At 72.0% G+C, this 17,303-nt stretch carries 15 protein-coding genes; 3 read left to right on the forward strand and 12 right to left on the reverse strand.

Annotation, left to right across the window (positions count from 1 at the left end; genetic code table 11):
• Nucleotides 1-154: 154 nt before the first annotated feature.
• Nucleotides 155-1,795 carry a protein kinase domain-containing protein gene (locus tag AC4BEG_RS16520; RefSeq protein ID WP_490706634.1) on the forward strand — a complete coding sequence of 547 codons (1,641 nt, stop codon included), beginning with the start codon at nt 155-157 and terminating at the stop codon, nt 1,793-1,795.
• Between the two features lie 199 nt (nt 1,796-1,994).
• Here the strand turns inward: AC4BEG_RS16520 and AC4BEG_RS16525 are convergent, their stop codons facing one another.
• The 9 genes from AC4BEG_RS16525 to pdhA all read right to left on the reverse strand — a co-directional run bounded on the left by AC4BEG_RS16525 (nt 1,995) and on the right by pdhA (nt 11,832).
• Nucleotides 1,995-2,558, reverse strand: coding sequence for a bacterial proteasome activator family protein (locus AC4BEG_RS16525; protein WP_490706635.1), 564 nt, complete (start codon nt 2,556-2,558; stop codon nt 1,995-1,997).
• 75 nt (nt 2,559-2,633) lie between these two features.
• On the reverse strand, nt 2,634-3,068 hold the full coding sequence (locus tag AC4BEG_RS16530) for a hypothetical protein (RefSeq protein WP_490706636.1): 435 nt from the start codon (nt 3,066-3,068) through the stop codon (nt 2,634-2,636).
• 207 nt (nt 3,069-3,275) lie between these two features.
• On the reverse strand, nt 3,276-4,253 hold the full coding sequence (locus tag AC4BEG_RS16535; protein ID WP_490706637.1) for an NAD(P)H-quinone oxidoreductase: 978 nt from the start codon (nt 4,251-4,253) through the stop codon (nt 3,276-3,278).
• Between the two features lie 23 nt (nt 4,254-4,276).
• Complete coding sequence (locus AC4BEG_RS16540; RefSeq protein WP_490706638.1) at nt 4,277-5,335, reverse strand: potassium channel family protein; 1,059 nt, start codon at nt 5,333-5,335, stop codon at nt 4,277-4,279.
• On the reverse strand, nt 5,332-7,131 hold the full coding sequence (locus tag AC4BEG_RS16545; RefSeq protein WP_490706639.1) for a molybdopterin molybdotransferase MoeA: 1,800 nt from the start codon (nt 7,129-7,131) through the stop codon (nt 5,332-5,334). Before AC4BEG_RS16545 ends, AC4BEG_RS16540 begins: the two co-directional genes overlap by 4 nt.
• Complete coding sequence (locus tag AC4BEG_RS16550) at nt 7,128-7,979, reverse strand: NTP transferase domain-containing protein (RefSeq protein WP_490706640.1); 852 nt, start codon at nt 7,977-7,979, stop codon at nt 7,128-7,130. Before AC4BEG_RS16550 ends, AC4BEG_RS16545 begins: the two co-directional genes overlap by 4 nt.
• Nucleotides 7,980-8,174: 195 nt before the next feature.
• Nucleotides 8,175-9,611, reverse strand: coding sequence for a dihydrolipoamide acetyltransferase family protein (locus AC4BEG_RS16555; protein WP_490706641.1), 1,437 nt, complete (start codon nt 9,609-9,611; stop codon nt 8,175-8,177).
• On the reverse strand, nt 9,611-10,684 hold the full coding sequence (locus AC4BEG_RS16560) for an alpha-ketoacid dehydrogenase subunit beta (RefSeq protein ID WP_490706642.1): 1,074 nt from the start codon (nt 10,682-10,684) through the stop codon (nt 9,611-9,613). Before AC4BEG_RS16560 ends, AC4BEG_RS16555 begins: the two co-directional genes overlap by 1 nt.
• On the reverse strand, nt 10,681-11,832 hold the full coding sequence (pdhA, locus tag AC4BEG_RS16565) for a pyruvate dehydrogenase (acetyl-transferring) E1 component subunit alpha (RefSeq protein ID WP_490706643.1): 1,152 nt from the start codon (nt 11,830-11,832) through the stop codon (nt 10,681-10,683). Before pdhA ends, AC4BEG_RS16560 begins: the two co-directional genes overlap by 4 nt.
• Before the next feature lie 233 nt (nt 11,833-12,065).
• On the opposite strand from pdhA, the gene AC4BEG_RS16570 reads away from it, so the two are divergent.
• Nucleotides 12,066-12,554, forward strand: coding sequence for an Lrp/AsnC family transcriptional regulator (locus tag AC4BEG_RS16570; protein ID WP_490706644.1), 489 nt, complete (start codon nt 12,066-12,068; stop codon nt 12,552-12,554).
• A gap of 30 nt (nt 12,555-12,584) precedes the next feature.
• On the opposite strand, the gene AC4BEG_RS16575 is transcribed toward AC4BEG_RS16570, so the two are convergent.
• Both AC4BEG_RS16575 and AC4BEG_RS16580 read right to left on the reverse strand, forming a co-directional pair.
• On the reverse strand, nt 12,585-13,199 hold the full coding sequence (locus tag AC4BEG_RS16575; protein WP_490706645.1) for a TetR/AcrR family transcriptional regulator: 615 nt from the start codon (nt 13,197-13,199) through the stop codon (nt 12,585-12,587).
• Between the two features lie 2 nt (nt 13,200-13,201).
• Entirely contained in the window at nt 13,202-14,716 is a 1,515-nt protein-coding gene (locus AC4BEG_RS16580) for a 3-hydroxyacyl-CoA dehydrogenase (RefSeq protein WP_490706646.1), read from the reverse strand.
• Nucleotides 14,717-14,886: 170 nt separating this feature from the next.
• On the opposite strand from AC4BEG_RS16580, the gene paaN reads away from it, so the two are divergent.
• Nucleotides 14,887-16,572, forward strand: coding sequence for a phenylacetic acid degradation protein PaaN (gene paaN / locus AC4BEG_RS16585; RefSeq protein ID WP_490707099.1), 1,686 nt, complete (start codon nt 14,887-14,889; stop codon nt 16,570-16,572).
• 25 nt (nt 16,573-16,597) lie between these two features.
• Here paaN and AC4BEG_RS16590 read toward each other — a convergent pair whose 3' ends face one another.
• A complete protein-coding gene (locus AC4BEG_RS16590; protein ID WP_490707100.1) occupies nt 16,598-17,272 on the reverse strand; it encodes a TrmH family RNA methyltransferase in 675 nt (224 codons plus the stop codon).
• Nucleotides 17,273-17,303 lie beyond the last annotated feature (31 nt).

A 17,303-nucleotide genomic window follows, 5' to 3' on the forward strand; every position in this document is an offset into this window, starting at 1 on the left:
GTGACGGGTTCTTGCGCATCCGGTTACGGAACGGGCACGCGGCTTGACGTGTCCGTGGCCTGGGGCAGACTTGGCCACGATATCCAGAACTCGAAGATCAATGCGTTGAAACGTGCGCGTCAGAACAGTGAGTGCGCCGAGGGGGATGTAGGAAATGAGCCAGCAGGGCGCACCAGGCCGGTACCAGGGACAGTCCCTGGCGAACGGCCGCTACGAACTTCGTGACCTGCTGGGTGAAGGCGGCATGGCCTCCGTGCACCTGGCCTACGACACAGTGCTGGACCGTCAGGTCGCCATCAAGACCCTCCACACCGAGCTGGGGCGCGAGCAGTCCTTCAGGGAGCGTTTCCGCCGCGAGGCGCAGTCTGTTGCGAAGCTCACGCACACCAACATCGTCTCGGTATTCGATACGGGCGAGGACTCCATCGACGGCTCGCTGATGCCGTACATCGTCATGGAGTACGTCGAGGGCCAGCCGTTGCGTTCGGTTCTGGACGCCGATGTCCACCAATACGGCGCGATGCCGACCGAAAAGGCACTGAAAATCACCGCCGATGTCCTGGCGGCCCTGGAGATCAGCCACGAAATGGGCCTGGTCCACCGGGACATCAAGCCCGGTAACGTGATGATGACCAAGCGTAATGTGGTCAAAGTCATGGACTTCGGCATCGCCCGCGCCATGCAGTCCGGTGTGACCTCCATGACCCAGACCGGCATGGTCGTGGGCACCCCTCAGTACCTCTCCCCCGAGCAGGCGCTCGGCCGCGGCGTGGACGCCCGCAGCGACCTGTACTCGGTCGGCATCATGCTCTTCGAGCTGCTGACCGGGCGGCTGCCCTTCGACGCGGACTCCCCGCTGGCCATCGCCTACGCGCATGTCCAGGAGGAGCCGGTCGCGCCGTCCACGATCAACCAGTCCATCCCCCCGGCGGTGGACGCGCTGGTCGCCCGCGCGCTGAAGAAGAACCCGAACGAGCGCTTCCCCACCTCCGAGGCGATGCGCGACGAGTGCTCCCGGGTCTCCCGGACCGGCCAGACCGGCGCCTCGCCGATCATCATCAGCGGCGGCCCGCCGGCCCGCAGCGGCTCCGGTGTCGGCTCGGCGGTCTTCCCGCCCGTCGACCAGCAGCAGGCCGCCACCGCGGGCCAGGGCGGCGTGCAGACGCCGTACCAGCCGCCGCAGCCCACCGGCCAGTTCGGCGCCTTCGGCCCGTCCACCCCACCGCCCACCCAGGCGGTGGGCCAGCAGGGCTTCCAGACCCCGACGGCCGCCTACACCGGCGGCCCCTCCACCCCGCCGCCGTACAACGTCTCGCCCTCCCCGTCCCCGGCACCTTCCAACGGGGGCGGCGGCAGCAACAAGCGCGTGATCATCGGTTCCGCGGTCGTCGCGGCGATCGCGGTGATCGGCCTGGTCCTGGTGATCGCGCTCAGCGGGGGCGGTGGCTCGGAGGACGACGAGAGCAAGAAGCCCACCAAGAAGCCCACCGCGACCCCCGCGGGCTTCCGGATGGGCAACAAGAACATGACCATCGACCCCGAAGAATGCACGGACGCGTACGAGCACAGCGACGACAAGGGCACCTACTCGGTGCCGGACTTCCAGAACAAGTACATCGACTCCGTCAAGAAGTGCATTCAGAAGGCGGGTTGGAAGTACCGCGTCACCACCGAGGACGAGAACCTCTGGGGCAAGGGCACCGTCCTCAACTACACGTACCGGAACTCCGAGCCGTACGACCCGGACACGGACACCATCGATCTGACCGTCTCCACCGGTATGCCGGACAACTGATCCGCACCGCCTGAGAGCCGTTCACCGGCCCGAGGGCTTCATATCGCGGCGAAGCCGGTCCACCGACTCGGGTGGACCGGCTTCCAGCCGAGTGGGCGGGCCGCCGCGTTGAATTTCCCGGGGAACGCCGCAGAGGACGACGGGCCGTCCCGGGCACTCGTCCCAGGGCGGCCCGCCACGCGGCAGACCGCGGAAACCGTCAGAGATAGGGACCCGAACGGGCACCGCCGTGCTGCGGCATGCCCTCGTCCTCCTCGAGCCCTCCGACCCCCGGCGGCAGCGCCCGGCGCATCTGCTCCAGCTGGGCGCGCGCCGCCATCTGCTGGGCGAACAGCGTCGTCTGGATGCCGTGGAACAGACCCTCCAGCCAGCCGACCAACTGGGCCTGGGCGATGCGCAGTTCCGCCTCGGTGGGAACCACCTCGTCCGTGAAGGGCAGCGACAGCCGCTCCAGCTCCTCGATCAGCTCGGGCGCCAGCCCGTCCTCCAGCTCCTTCACCGAACTGGAGTGGATCTCCTTGAGCCGGACCCGGCTGGCTTCGTCGAGAGGTGCCGCCCGGACTTCCTCCAGAAGCTGCTTGATCATGCTGCCGATCCGCATGACCTTCGCCGGCTGTTCGACCATGTCCGTCACGGGAACCTCGCGCGACTCGTCGTCACCACTGCCCTCACCAGGAGTGACACCGCCGAGCGCCATGCCGTCCGGACCGACGACCAGGACGTGCGGGCTCTCCTGCGATCGTTCGTTCATCGGCTGGTTCATACCCCCATTGTTCCGTACCGGCACCCCGTGCGGGGGGCGAGGGGCCCCGTCCGCCCCGGAATCCCGGGCGGGCGATCACTGACGGCGCAGCCGCAGCCCCAGGAACGCCAGCCCCAGCCCGAGTCCGGTCAGCGCCAGCCCGGTGCCCAGCGGCAGCACCCGCATCGCCTGGTCGCCGGGCTCGGCCGCCGTACGCCGTGTCTCGTAACGGCGCTCCGACGGCGCCAGATCCCGGGCCATCGGCGGCTCACCCGTCTCCGGGGCCGTCAGGGAGGACGGTGTCCACCGGGGCACCAGCTGCCAGGACCTGCCGCCCTCCTCCTCGCTCACCCCGCCATCGTCGTCCGGGGGCGAGGCGGTGGAGGTATCGGCCCGGCCCGGGTGGGTTCGGCCCTCCCCGGCGTGGGTACCGGCCAGCCCGCCGTCGTCGGCCCGCGCCATGGGGGCCGCCGACAGCACGGCCCCCACCAGCAGGACCGCGGCGGGAAGGGTGCGGAGCGCAGGGTTCACGGTCGTCACTCTCCCGTGCTGAACCAGTGCGTAACGGGTTCAGATTCACATGGAGCGACATACCAGGCATTTCGGGCGCCGCTGTCCGGGTTCCGGCCCCGGGGCTCGGCGTTCCGGCCCCCAGGGCTGGAGTTCCGCGTTCCGGGGGGGCTGGGCTTCCGCGTTCCCAGGGCTGGAGTTCCGCGTTCCGGCCCCGGGGGCGGCCGCTCAGACCGTGAGCAGCACCTTGCCCACATGCTCGCTGGAGTCCAGCAGCCGGTGCGCCTCCGCGGCCTCCCGCATCGGAATCGTCCGGTCCACGATCGGCCGGACCCGGCCACTGCCGATCAGCGGCCAGACGTGCTCCCGCACCGCCGCGACGATCGTCGCCTTCTGCGCGAGCGAGCGACCGCGCAGCCCGGTGGCCATCACCGCACAGCTCTTGGCCAGCAGGGTGGCGAGGTTCAGCTCGGCCTTCACCCCGCCCTGCAAGCCGATGATCGCCAACCGGCCGTTCACGGCGAGCGTCTCCACGTTCCGGGCGAGGTACTTGGCGCCGACGATGTCCAGGACGACGTCCGCCCCCGCGCCTTCGGTGCCCCGGCGCATCTCCTCCACGAAGTCCTGCTCGCGGTAGTTGATGAGGATGTCGGCCCCCAGCTCACCGCAGGCCGCCAGCTTCTCGGCGCTTCCCGCGGTCACCGCGACCCGCGCCCCGATCGCCTTCGCCAGCTGGATCGCCATGGTGCCGATTCCGCTGGAGCCACCGTGCACCAACAGCGTCTCGCCGGGCCGCAGATGGGAGATCATGAAGACGTTCGACCATACGGTCGCGGCCACTTCGGGCAGCGCCGCCGCGGTGACCACGTCGATCCCCTCCGGCAACGGCAGCACCTGCCCCGCGGGAACCACCACCTGCTCGGCATATCCGCCGCCCGCGAGCAGCGCGCACACCTCGTCCCCCACCGCCCAGCCGGTGACCCCCGCGCCCAGTGCGGCGATCCGGCCCGAGCACTCGAGACCGGGGTGGGGAGAGGCGCCGGGCGGCGGGGGATAGACGCCCTGACGTTGCAGCAGATCGGCACGGTTGACGCCACTGGCCACCACATCGATGAGGACTTCCCCCTCACCTGGTACCGGGTCGGGCACCTCCGCCCACACGAGGGCTTCGGGGCCACCGGGTTCGGGAATCGTGATCGCATACATGGCCGCGAGGCTACTCCGGCCGCTCACTCCTCCTGCGGCGTCGGCGCACGTACGATCGTGATCAGCCGGTCGGCCGCCTGGAGCGGGCTCGCGTCCGGGTCGTCGTACGCCAGCAGCCGATGGCCGCGCCGCACCGACACCACCAGGTCGTCGGTATCCCGCACCGAACGGCCCACCTCCGCCTTGACCACCGTGCGTTCCACCAGGTCGAGGCCGCTGCCCTGCTGGATCAGATCCTCGATCACCGCGCCCGCGGTCGGACTCTGCACACTCATCCCCAGCAGTCGGCCCGCCGCGCTCGCGCTCGTGATCACCGCGTCGGCCCCCGACTGGCGCAGCAGCGGCGCGTTCTCCTCCTCCCGCACCGCGGCCACGATGTTGGCGTGCTTGTTGAGCTGGCGGGCGGTCAGGGTGACCAGCACCGCGGTGTCGTCCCGCTGGGTCGCGATCACAAACTGACGCGCCCGCTGCGCCTCCGCCCGCAACAGCACATCGCTGCGCGTCGCGTCGCCCACCACGCCCGCGAATCCCTCCGCGTTGGCCGCCTCGATGACCTTGTGGTTGGGGTCGACGACCACCACCTGGTTCTTGCGCAGCCCGGTCGCGCAGAGCGTCTGCACGGCGGACCGCCCCTTGGTCCCGAAGCCGACGACAACGGTGTGATCGCGCAACGCGGACCTCCAGCGGTTCAAGCGGTACTGCTCGCGGGTGCGTTCGGCCAGGACTTCGAGGGTGGTGCCGACCAGGATGATCAGGAAGATCACGCGGAGTGGGGTGACCAGCAGGATGTTGCTGAGCCGTGCGCTGTCGCTGTACGGGACGATGTCACCGTAGCCGGTGGTGGACAGCGTGACGGTCGAGTAGTAGACGGCGTCCAGGAAGTCGACGCTCTTGTCGGAGTTGTCGTGGTAGCCGGTGCGGTCCGCGTAGACGATGGCCACGGTCAGCACCATCACCAACAGCGCGAGCAGCACCCTGCGGACGACCTGGCGCAGCGGGCCCGCGGGGAAGTGGGGCAGGCGGACGCGGTGGCTGGTGTCCTCCGGGGTACGGGCGGCCGCGTCCTGGCTGGGCAGCTTCACGCGGGGGCCTCCGGGGTGGGTATGCCGTCTTCGTCCCTGACGGTGACGGCCGGGGGCGTGACCGGCGCGCTGCCGTACCCTCCCGACCAGGGCAGAGCCAGCACCTCGGCCTCGTCATCGCGCTCCGCACCGCCCGGCGGGATCACCGCGAGTCCGTCCGCCGCGGCGATACCGCGCAGCATCGCCGGACCGGTGAAGCGGAGCGGAAGCGCCGCCCCGCGCCGGAACGCCACGGGCACCAGCTGGGTGTCCACCGGATGCCCGTGCACGGCGGCGGCCAGCGGCATCCAGCGCGACTCGGCCGCCGGGCGGGCCCCGAGCGTGCGCAGCAGCGGCTCGGCGAGCGTCAGCAGACCGGAGACGGCGGCCAGCGGATTGCCCGGCAGACCGACCAGATGCCGTCCGGGCGCCAGCCGTGCCAGCAGCATCGGATGCCCTGGCCGTACCCGCACCCCGTTCACCAGCAGCTTCGCGCCGAGGCGGCGCAGTGTGGGATGCACATGGTCCACCGGTCCGGCAGCGGTGCCGCCCGTCGTGACGACCACATCGGCGGTCGACTCCGCCACCGCCGCGTGGACCGCGTCGGCGTTGTCGGCCAGTCGGCGGGTCGCCAGCACCTCGGCGCCGAGCGCCCGCAGCCACGGGCCGATCATGGGGCCCAGCGCGTCCCGGATCCGGCCGTCCCGGGGCCGCCCCTCGGCCAGCAACTCATCGCCGAGGACAAGGACATCGACGCGGGGGCCGCGGACCGTGGCCAGCTCGTCATAGCCGGAGGCGGCGGCGAGCCCCAGCACGGCGGGGGTGATCGGCGTGCCCGCGGGCAGCAGATGATCGCCGATGCGGCACTCCTGGCCGCGGGTCCGGATGTCCTGGCCGAGGGCGACGGGGTGGGCGGGGGCGGCGTGGAGCCAGCCGTCGCCGGTGTCGGTGCCGTACTCGGAGCGCAGGACGGCGGTGGTGCCGGGCGGGATCCGGGCGCCGGTGGCGATGCGGACGGCATGGCCGTCGGGCAGCGGGGCGGGGGCCGCGTGCCCGGCGAGAATCCCGTGCTCGTTCGCGCCGGGCGTGCCGGACTCACCGGGGACGCCGGGCTTCTGGAAGTGCTCGTCGCCTTCGTCGAGGCGTTCGTCGAGGCGTTCGTCGAGGTGATCGTCGAGGCGGTTGTGGCGGGGAAGCCGCCAGGGCCCGGGACCGGCGAGGGCCCAGCCGTCCATGGCGGAGGTGTCGAACGGCGGGAGGTCGGTGAGGGCGGCCAGGGACTCGGCGAGGACATGCCCGAGCGCATCGGCGAGCGGCCGAACGACCGTGGCGGGCACGGCGGCCGCGGCGGCACCGGCGGTGGCGCGGGCGTCGGACCAGGTGCGGGGGGTGAGGGGTGGGCCGGAGTGGTCCTCCCCGTACGGGTCCTGCGGTGCAGGGGTCCTGGAGCGTCGCGTTCGGGCGCCGGTGCCCTCGGACGCGGGGTCGGCCGTCGATCGGCGCCGCGCCGCACCCCTGGCCTGCGGCGTGGAGGACCCCGACGGGTCCAGGTCCTCCGCCCCCGCACCCCCGGCCCCGCCCGAGGACGGGCGGCCGCGCCCCGGTGACCGGTCCCGGCGGCCGGTCCGGCTCCGCTCGCGCTCCGGGGGCGTACGTCCGCGGGCGAGGTCGAGGGCCGGGCTGGCCCAGTCCCGTTCCGCGTCGGTGTCCTCGGCCGGGGCCGCGGGCGCCTCACGCTCGTTGTTGGCCAGCGCCAGCGCCTCGTCGACCTCGCGGTCGAGCGCCTCGTCGTCCCCCGTCCGGTCGCGCCGTGTCATCCCGCCGACTGCTCCGGTGTCCCGGTCTCATCGGCCCAACGGGCGGCCAGCGCCGACGCCTTGCGCATCGCGTCGGCCAGCGCCTCGGGTCCACCGCCCTGCTGGGCCGCGGCATAGCCGACGAGGAAGGTGGTCAGCGGGGCGGCGGGCCGGGCGACTCCGTGCGCGGCGTCCCGGGCCAGGTCGAGAAGGGGGGTGGTATCGACATCGAGGTCGATCCCGAGTTCGGCTTTGACCGCGGCAATCCATTCATCCAGCACGACTCCATGCTCCCTGATCCGCGCGCGGGCCGTCGTGATGTCTTCCCAGGTGTCGCAGTCGAAGGACGCGGTGGGGTGGTGGAGGAGGCCCAGGGAGAGCTCGGAGGTGAGCAGACGGAGCGGAAGCCCGGAGAGGCCGCCGTGCTCCGCGGCGAGGAGCGCGATCTCACGGCGCAGCGGCTCGGCGCGGTAGGCGGCGACCAGGGGCTGCTCATGTCCGGCGGAGTCGGTGAGCACCGCGCCGTCGCCCTCCCCCAGGCTGGTGAGCAGGGCTTTTACGGTCTCGGAGGTGAGGAAGGGCAGATCGGCGGAAAGGACGAGGACCACGGGTGCGCTGGTGTGCCGTACGCCGGCGTACAGGGCGGCCACCGGCCCGCCGCCCGGGGGCTCCTCCCGCGCCCAGCGGACCGGCCGCGCGGTCGGCCTGCGCGGTCCGACCACGACGGTCTCCCCGGCACCCCGGCAGGCGGCCAGCACCCGGTCGAGCAGCGCCCGTCCGCCCACCCGCACGGCGGGCTTGTCCGCCCCACCGAGCCGCCGTGCGGCGCCCCCGGCCAGGATCACAGCGTCATACGCACCTGGAGTCACCCCGCGAGTATCGCCCGATCAGCGCGCCCCAACCGCACCCCCACCGGCGCACAGAGGCATCTCCCGGAACACGCCCACACACGCCCAGCCGCGCCCAGCCGCGCCCACCGACGCACGGGGCCTGGTCCCGGAGCCCCTGGGCCCGCGTCCGACCGCGCACCCGGGAGCACCCGCCGCCCAGGCCCTGTCCTGCCGCTACAGCCCCCGCAACAGCACCATCGGCCGCTCCACACAGTCGGCCACATACCGCAGGAACCCCCCGGCCGTCCCCCCGTCGCACACCCGGTGGTCGAACGTGAACGACAGCTGCACCACATGCCGCACCGCGAGCTCGCCCTCGTGCACCCACGGCTTCGGGACGATCCGGCCGACGCCGAGCATCGCCGCCTCCGGGTGGTTGATGATCGGCGTCGATCCGTCGACCCCGAAGACGCCGTAGTTGTTGAGGGTGAACGTGCCCCCCGTCAGCTCGGCCGGGGCCAGCGACCCCGCGCGGGCGGCCTCGGTCAGCCGGGCGATCTCCGCGGAGAGCTGCTCGACGCTCCGGGCATGCGCATTGCGTACGACAGGTACGACCAGCCCGCGATCGGTCTGGGCCGCGAAGCCGAGGTGCACATCGGCGAGCCGGACGATCTCCCGGCTCTCCATGTCCACCGTGGCGTTGAGCTCGGGGTAACGGGCAAGCGCCGCCGTGCAGATACGGGCCAGGACGGCAAGCAGGGAGACCTTGGAGCCCCCGGCGGCGTTCATCGCCGCGCGGGCGGCGAGCAGTTCCGTGGCGTCGGCGTCCACCCAGCAGGTGGCGTCGGGGATCTCCCGACGGCTCCGCGCCAGCTTGTCGGCGACCAGACCCCGCACACCCCGCAACGGCACGCGCTCCTCCCGCGCCGCGGAAGCCGCGGTCACGGCCAGGCCGTCCGCCACCACACCGTCCGCCGCGAGGCCACCTATGGCGACGCCACCCACCGCGACGCCGTCCACCGCCGAACCCCGCACCGCCCGCTCGACATCGGCACGCATGATCAGCCCATCCGGACCGGAGCCGGTGAGCCCGCGAAGATCGAGCCCGTGTTCACGGGCGAGCCGCCGCACCAGGGGTGAGATCACGGGGACGGGCCTATCGGCAAGACGGTCATCGGTGATCTGAAGGGCATTGGCACCGGAACCGGCACCAGCACCAGCACCGGCACCGGCCTCCGGGGAGACCCCGGCCGGGGACACCGCGGCCGGGGAGACCGAGCCGGGCCGTACCCTGCGACGGCGCGCGGCCGGTGCGGTCGTGCCGTACCCGACGAGCACATTGCCCGACCCACCGTCAGCGGCGGCCCCACCCGAAGCGGCCCCAGCACCCGCGGAACCCCGATCCGCCCCCGGCTCATCCGCCGCGTCCGGAACGGCGACCGTGAGCAAGGGCGCGCCCACGGGCAGCTCGGTGCCCTCCTCGCCGAAGCGAGCGGTGACCACCCCGCCGTACGGGCAGGGCACATCCACCATGGCCTTGGCGGTCTCGACCTCGACGACCGGCTGGTCGATGGCGACAACATCGCCGACCTGGACCAGCCACCGCACGATCTCCGCGCCGGTGAGCCCCTCCCCCAGATCCGGAAGGGTGAACTCCCGCACCACAGCCATCAGACGGCCCTCCCCTCGGTGAACTCCGACTCCCACTGGAGGCGGGCGACGGCGTCCAGCACCCGGTCCACACCGGGCAGATGGTGCCGCTCCAGCATGGGCGGCGGATAGGGGATGTCGAACCCGGTGACCCTCAGCACCGGCGCCTCGAGGTGGTGGAAGCACCGCTCGGTGACCCGGGCGGCGATCTCCCCGCCGGGGCCGCCGAAGCCGGTGGCCTCGTGCACGACAACCGCGCGGCCGGTGCGGCGTACGGAGGCGCACACCGTCTCGTCGTCGAAGGGCACGAGCGAGCGCAGGTCGACGACCTCCAGGTCCCAGCCCTCGGCGCGGGCCGCCTCGGCGGCCTCGAGGCAGACGGGGACGGAGGGCCCGTAGGAGATGAGCGTGGCGCTCCGGCCCGGTCCGGAACCAGCCGCCGTACCACCACCCGGCCGCCGGACCACGGCGCGTCCGATGGGCGGGACCTCGTCCGGCCGGTCGGGCGACCAGTCGCCCTTGGACCAGTAGAGGCGCTTGGGCTCGAGGAAGACGACGGGGTCGTCGGAGGCGATGGCGGCGCGCAGCAGCCCGTACGCGTCGGCGATGGTCGCGGGGGCGACGACCTGGAGGCCGGGGGTGGCCATGTAGTAGATCTCGGAGGAGTCGCTGTGGTGCTCGACCCCGCCGATACCGCCGCCGTACGGCACCCGCACGGTGATCGGCAGCGGCATGGTGCCGCGCGTACGGTTGCGCATCCGCGAGACATGGCTGATGAGCTGCTCGAAGGCCGGGTACGCGAAGGCGTCGAACTGCATCTCGACGACGGGCCGCAGCCCGTACATCGCCATACCGACGGCGGTGCCGAGGATGCCCGCCTCGGCCAGCGGCGTATCGGTACAGCGGTCGTCGCCGAACTCCTTGGCGAGCCCGTCGGTGATGCGGAAGACACCGCCGAGGGTGCCGACATCCTCGCCGAGGACATGGACGGAGGGGTCGGCGGCCATGGCGTCGCGCATGGCGCGGCCGAGTGCCTGGGCCATGGTGGCGGGCTTGCGGGCGGTGCCGGTCCCGGCGGCTGTGGCGGTGGTCATCGTGCACCCTTTTCGGACTCGTCGGCCCCGGTCTCGGCGTCGAGCTCGGCGCGCAGCTGGGCCGCCTGCTCGCGCAGCTGGCTGGTCTTGTCGGCGTAGACGTGCTCGAAGAGCTCCATGGGGTCGACGACCGGCTCCTGGTTCATCCGCTCGCGCAGATCGGCGGCGAGCCGCTCCGCGGACTCGCGGACGGCTTCCACCCTCCGGTCGTCGAGCAGATCACGGTCCCGCATGGCCTCCTCGAGGAGCGCTATCGGGTCGTGTGCCCGCCATGCCTCGACCTCGGCGTCGGTCCGGTAGCGGGTGGCGTCGTCGGCGTTGGTGTGGGCCTCGATGCGGTAGGTGACGGCCTCGACGAGGGTGGGGCCCTTGCCGCCGCGGGCCCGGCGCACGGCCTCGTCGAGGACCCGGTGGAGGGCGACCGCGTCATTGCCGTCGACGAGGCGGCCGGGCATGCCGTAGCCGACGGCCTTGTGGGCGAGGGAGGGCGCGGCGGTCTGCTTGGCGAGCGGGACGGAGATCGCGAAGCCGTTGTTCTGGACGAGGAAGACGACCGGGGCCTGCCAGACGGCGGCGAAGTTGAGGGCCTCGTGGAAGTCGCCCTCGCTGGTACCGCCGTCGCCGACGAGGGCGAGCGCCACCCCGTCGTCGCCCTTGAGGCGGGCGGCGTGGGCCAGCCCGACGGCGTGCGGCAGCTGGGTGGCGAGCGGGGTGCACAGGGGGGCGACGCGATGGGTGTGGGGGTCGTAACCGGAGTGCCAGTCGCCACGCAGCAGGGTGAGCGCCTGCACCGGGTCGAGGCCGCGGACGACGGCCGCGAGGGTGTCGCGGTAGCTGGGGAAGAGCCAGTCGCGCTCCTCGAGCACCAGTCCGGCGGCGACCTGGCAGGCTTCCTGTCCGGTGGAGGAGGGGTAGACGGCCAGCCGGCCCTGCCGGGTGAGGGCGGTGGCCTGCGCGTTGTACCGGCGGCCGTGGACCAGCTCGCGGTGGAGCCTGGTGAGCAGGTCGGCGGGGACGTCAGCGGCAGCGGCGGTGCCCAGCAGGCGGTACGGCTCGGCATCCGGCAGCAGCGGCGCGGCATCGACGCGGGGACGCCAGGCGGGCGGGGGAGTGGGCCGATAGGCACCGGGCTGCTCAAGGACCGTCATGACGCGACCTCCGGGACTTGAGGGAGGTGGTACTCAGCACCTCGCTCGAGGGGGGTAGGTGGAAGACAGGCGGGCGGACAGCTGGAACGTGAGGCAGGCCACAGCGGCACCCCTCCCTACCGATTGTTCGGTCGCCGACGCATTTTGGCTACAGGCGACCCCAGCCTGTGGACAAACGGTTCCGCACCCCTTGAGATGAAGACAGGATGTCCATGAAGGGGAGGCGGGGCGGTATGCGGGACGAACAGATGGCTCATTCGGACGGCAAACCGCCCGCACGGCCACTGGACTCCATCGACCGCGACATCATCCGTCTCCTCCGGGCGGACGGCCGGGCTTCGATACGCTCCGTGGCGGATCAGGTACATGTGTCACGCGCGAATGCCTACGCCCGGATCAACCGTCTGATCGACGACGGGGTGATCCGCGGCTTCAGCGCCCGGGTGGACCAGGAGCGAGCCGGGCAGGGCGCATCCGCCTACATCACGCTGAAGATCGTCCAGAACTCCTGGCGCACGGTGCGCGAGCAGCTCAGGGAGCTTCCGGGAGTGGCCCATCTCGCCCTGGTCAGCGGGGATTTCGATGTGCTGCTGCTGGTCCACACCCCGGACAACCGCTCGCTGCGCGAGCTGGTCCTCACCCGGATCCAGGCGATACCGGAGGTGCTGAGCACCCGGACGCTGCTGGTGTTCGAGGAGACGGACCTCGATTCCGAGCCGTGACCCGCGCCGGCCCGGGGCGAGGGCCCGTCGTCACGACGGACCCTGGCGCCCCTCGCCCTGGGTGCGCAGCCCCGCGAAGGCGGTGCGGACCACGGCGTCGGCGACCTCGCCGGAGGTCGCGGCGCCGCCGCGGCCCGGCCGGTACCACTCGACAATCGAGTTGATCATTCCGAAGAGCAGCCGGGTGGCCAGCCGCGCGTCCACATCCGCCCGCAGGTCCCCGTCGGCCGCGGCCTGTTTGAGCAGTTCGGCGACCTGGTGGTCGAATTCGCGGCGGCGTTCCATGGCCCAGCGCTCGGTGTCGGTGTTGCCCCGGACACGCAGCAGCAGCGTCACATAGGGCAGCTCGGCCATCAGCACCTCGGTGGTGCGCCGGGCCACGTGCTCCAGCCGCTCCACCGCGCGGCCCTCGCGGGCACCCGGCTCCTGGAGGATGCCGAACAGGCCGTCCAGCGCACGGCTTATGGCCAGCCGGAGCAGCTCCTCCTTGCCCTTGACGTGGTGGTAGATCGACGACTTGGAGATTCCGGCGGCGCGGGACAGATGCTCCATGGAGGTGCCGTCGTAGCCGCGCTCGTTGAACACCTCGACGGCAACCGCGAGCAGCGATTCGGGCGTGTAGGTGTCGCGCTTGGCCATGGTCATGATTAGAGCAGCTTTTCCTGAGCGGCGGCACGCCGGATCAGCGCCTGGGAGGGCGCGTAGCGGCCGGTGGGGAAGGAGTGGTGGAGATTGCGCAGAGTGTCGCGCACCCAGGGGGCGCCGAGGTCGTCGCCCCACTGGAGCGGGCCGCGCGGGTAGTTGACACCGGACCGCATGGCGGTGTCGATGTCCTCCGGGCTCGCCACCTCGCGGGCGACGGCGTCCAGGGCGAAGTCCACGAGCATCGCGACAGTGCGGGCCACGATCATGCCGGGGACGTCCCGGACGACGCTGACCTCCTTGCCGAGCGCCTGGAACAGCCCGATCGCCGTCCGTACGGACTCCGGGGAGGCGGCCTCGGACGGCGCGAGGGCGATCCGTGACGCGGTGCGGTAGTCCAGAGCGAGGTCGAAGCGGATGCAGGCGGCGGGGTCGGTGGTGGCGGGCGAGCCGTCGGTCAGCGACAGACGGGTGCCGTCGGGCAGGGCGAGATGGCCCCCGGTGGGCTCGCGGGTGATGGTGATCCCGGCTTCCTCGATGAGCCCGACGAGGGCGGCGGCGGGCCCCAGATCCCCGTGCAGGGCGACCTTCTCGGGGGCCTCGCAGGGTTCGGCGGTGTGCGGGGCGGGGCGCTGGGCGCCCTCGGCGTAGTCGAACCAGCCGTGGCCGGACTTGCGTCCGTGGCGCCCGGCGTCCACGAGCTGCCGCTGCGCGAGGGAGGGGGTGAATTTCGGATCGTGGAAGAAGGCTTCCCAGACCGAGCGGGTGACGGCCTCATTGACGTCCTGGCCGATCAGATCGGTCAGCTCGAAGGGGCCCATCCGGAAACCGCCGGACTCACGCAGCACGGCGTCGATGGTGGCGGGGTCGGCGGCGCGCTCCTCATGGACCCGGAAGGCTTCGGCGTAGAAGGGGCGGGCGAGCCGGTTGACGATGAAGCCGGGGGTGTCGGCGCAGCGGACCGGGGTCTTGCCCCAGACCGCGACGGTGTCGTACGCACGGTCGGCGGCGACCCGGTCCGTGGCGGCGCCGCGGACGACCTCGACCAGCGGCAGCAGCGGGGCGGGGTTGAAGAAGTGCAGGCCGACGAGGCGGCCGGGGAGGCGCAGGGCACCGGCGACGGCCGTGACGGAGAGCGAGGAGGTGTTGGTGGCCAGCAGACAGCGGTCGGAGACAACGGACTCCAGCGCGGTGAACAGCTGCTGTTTGGCGCCCAGTTCCTCAAGGATCGCCTCGATGACCAGATCCGCGTCGGCCAGCTCCTCGATCGCGGCCACGGCGGTGAGGCGGCCGAGTGCCGCGTCCCGGTCTGCCGCGGGGAGGCGGCCCTTGTCGACCAGCCGGCCGAGCCGGGCGGCGATGGCCTCCACGGCCTGGCCGGCCCGGCCCGGGGCGGCGTCACAGAGCCGTACGGGATGCCCGGCGACCAGCGCCACCTGGGCGATTCCCTGGCCCATGGTGCCGGTGCCGATGACGGCGACGGTGCTGGTGTGCGCCGGTCCCCGGTCGATCGCAGTCATGCCGCTGATCCTCTCGGACGAAGTTATCCACAGGTTCGCCAGGCCCTCTTGTCCCGACCGATCGTTCGGTTAATCTAACTCTGTCGACCATCCCAGCCCAGCTCAATCCCAGCTCGACGAGGAGTTGGTCAGTCGTGACCACCGGACTCACCACAGCGCAGTTGACCGAGATGCACCGCCCCACCCTTGACCAGGCACTGGAGGCGATCCGTACCCGCGCGTACTGGTCCCCGCACCCCGAGCATCCGAAGGCTTACGGCCCGGAAGGCAAGACGGCCCGCCCGAGCCTGGGGATCCCCGAGGGCCTCGCCGCGTTCGAAGCCCTGCGCGGCGCCCGCTTCGACCTGGACCAGCCGGGCACCGACGGCTGGACGGGCTCCGAGGTCTCGCCGTACGGCGTGGAGATGGGCATGGAGTATCCGCACCCGGATATCGATGTGCTCCTCCCGGCGATGAAGGCGGGGATGCCCGCCTGGCGGGATGCCGGTCCGGAGGCGCGCGCCCTGGTGTGCCTGGAGATCCTGGCCCGGATCAGCGCCCGCTCCCATGAGTTCGCCCAGGCCGTGATGCACACCAGTGGCCAGGCGTACATGATGGCGTTCCAGGCGGGCGGCCCCCACGCCCAGGACCGCGGTCTGGAGGCGGTGGCCTATGCCTTCGCCGAGCAGATGCGCACCCCGGAGGCGGCGGAGTGGTCCAAGCCGCAGGGCAAGCGCGACCCGCTGCGGCTGAACAAGACATTCACCGCCGTCCCGCGCGGTATCGCGCTGCTGATCGGCTGCAACACCTTCCCCACCTGGAATGGCTACCCCGGGCTCTTCGCCTCGCTGGCCACCGGCAATCCGGTGCTGGTCAAGCCGCATCCGCAGGCCGTGCTGCCGCTGGCGCTGACCGTCCGGACGGCGCGCGAGGTGCTGCGCGAGGCGGGCTTCGACCCCAATCTGGTGGCGCTGGCCGCCGAGCGGCCGGACGAGGGCATCGCCAAGGTCCTGGCGGTGCGCCCCGAGATCCGCGTGATCGACTACACGGGCTCCACCGCCTTCGGTGACTGGCTGGAGACCCACGCCCGCCAGGCCCAGGTCTTCACCGAGAAGGCCGGGGTCAACACGGTCATCATCGACTCCACCGATGACTACCAGGGCATGCTGGCCAATCTGGCGTTCTCGCTGTCCCTCTACAGCGGCCAGATGTGCACCACCCCGCAGAATCTCCTCATCCCCCGGGAGGGCATCACCACCGACGCCGGGCCCAAGTCGTACGACGAGGTGGTGGCCGACCTCGGGGCGGCGGTCGAGGGGCTGCTGGGCGATGACGCCCGGGCGAGCGCGCTGCTGGGCGCGATCGTGGGTCCCCGGGTGCAGGAGCGGCTGGAGGCCGCGCCGGGCCTCGGCGGTGTCGCGCTCGCCTCGCGGGCCGTGCCCCACCCCGAGTTCCCGGACGCCACGGTCCGTACACCGCTGATGGTGAAGGCGGACGGGGCGCGGAAGTTCTGGGAGGCGGCGGACGGGGACGCGCCGTATCTGACCGAGTGCTTCGGCCCGGTGTCCTTCGCCGTCGCGGTCGACTCCACGGCGGACGCCGTGGCCCTGCTGCGGCGGACCACCCGGGACAAGGGCGCGATGACCGTCGGCGCGTACACCACCTCACCGGAGGTGGAGCGGATGGTCGAGGAGGCGTGTTGGGAGGAGTGCGCCCAGCTGTCACTGAATCTGACCGGCGGGGTCTATGTGAACCAGACGGCCGCCTTCTCCGACTTCCACGGCTCCGGCGGCAATCCGTCGGCCAATGCCACGCTGTGCGACAGCGCCTTTGTGGCGAACCGCTTCCGGATGATCGAGGTGCGGCGCCAGGCGTAGGCGCCGGCCAGGTCCGCGCGGCGGCTCAGCCGGCCGCCGCGTGGATCCGCACCCAGCTGTGCATCGCGATGGCCGCCGCCGCGCCCGCGTTGATCGAGCGGGTGGAGCCGAACTGCGCGATCGAGCACACCATGGCCGCGTGGCGGCGGGCCTCCTCCGTCAGCCCCGGCCCCTCCTGGCCGAAGAGCAGCACACAGCGGCGCGGCAGTCCGGTGGTCTCCAGCGGCACCGCCCCGGGGAGGTTGTCGATCCCGATCACCGGAAGCCCCTCGGCGGCCGCCCAGGCGGTGAGCTCGGCGGTGTCCGGGTGGTGGCGGACATGCTGATAGCGGTCGGTGACCATGGCCCCGCGCCGGTTCCAGCGGCGCCGCCCCACGATATGGATCTCCTTCGCCAGGAACGCGTTGGCCGTGCGCACCATGCTCCCGATGTTGAAGTCATGGCTCCAGTTCTCGATGGCCACATGGAAGTCATGGCGGCGGGTGTCGAGATCGGCGACGATCGCCTCACGGGTCCAGTAGCGGTAGTGGTCGGCGACATTGCGGCGGTCACCGTGTTCGAGCAGCTCCGGGTCGTAGCGGTCCCCGGACGGCCAGGGGCGGGGGTGCGGGCCGACCCCGACCTCGGGGGTGAAGCCCTCGTCGTACTGGACCGGTTCCTGGGGGCGGATGTCGCCGGCGTGGATGGCGTCGGCCGGGATGCCGCCTGGGCTGATGGCGCCAGGGTTGATG

It is taken from the genome of Streptomyces sp. JLBJ103 (assembly GCF_058215575.1).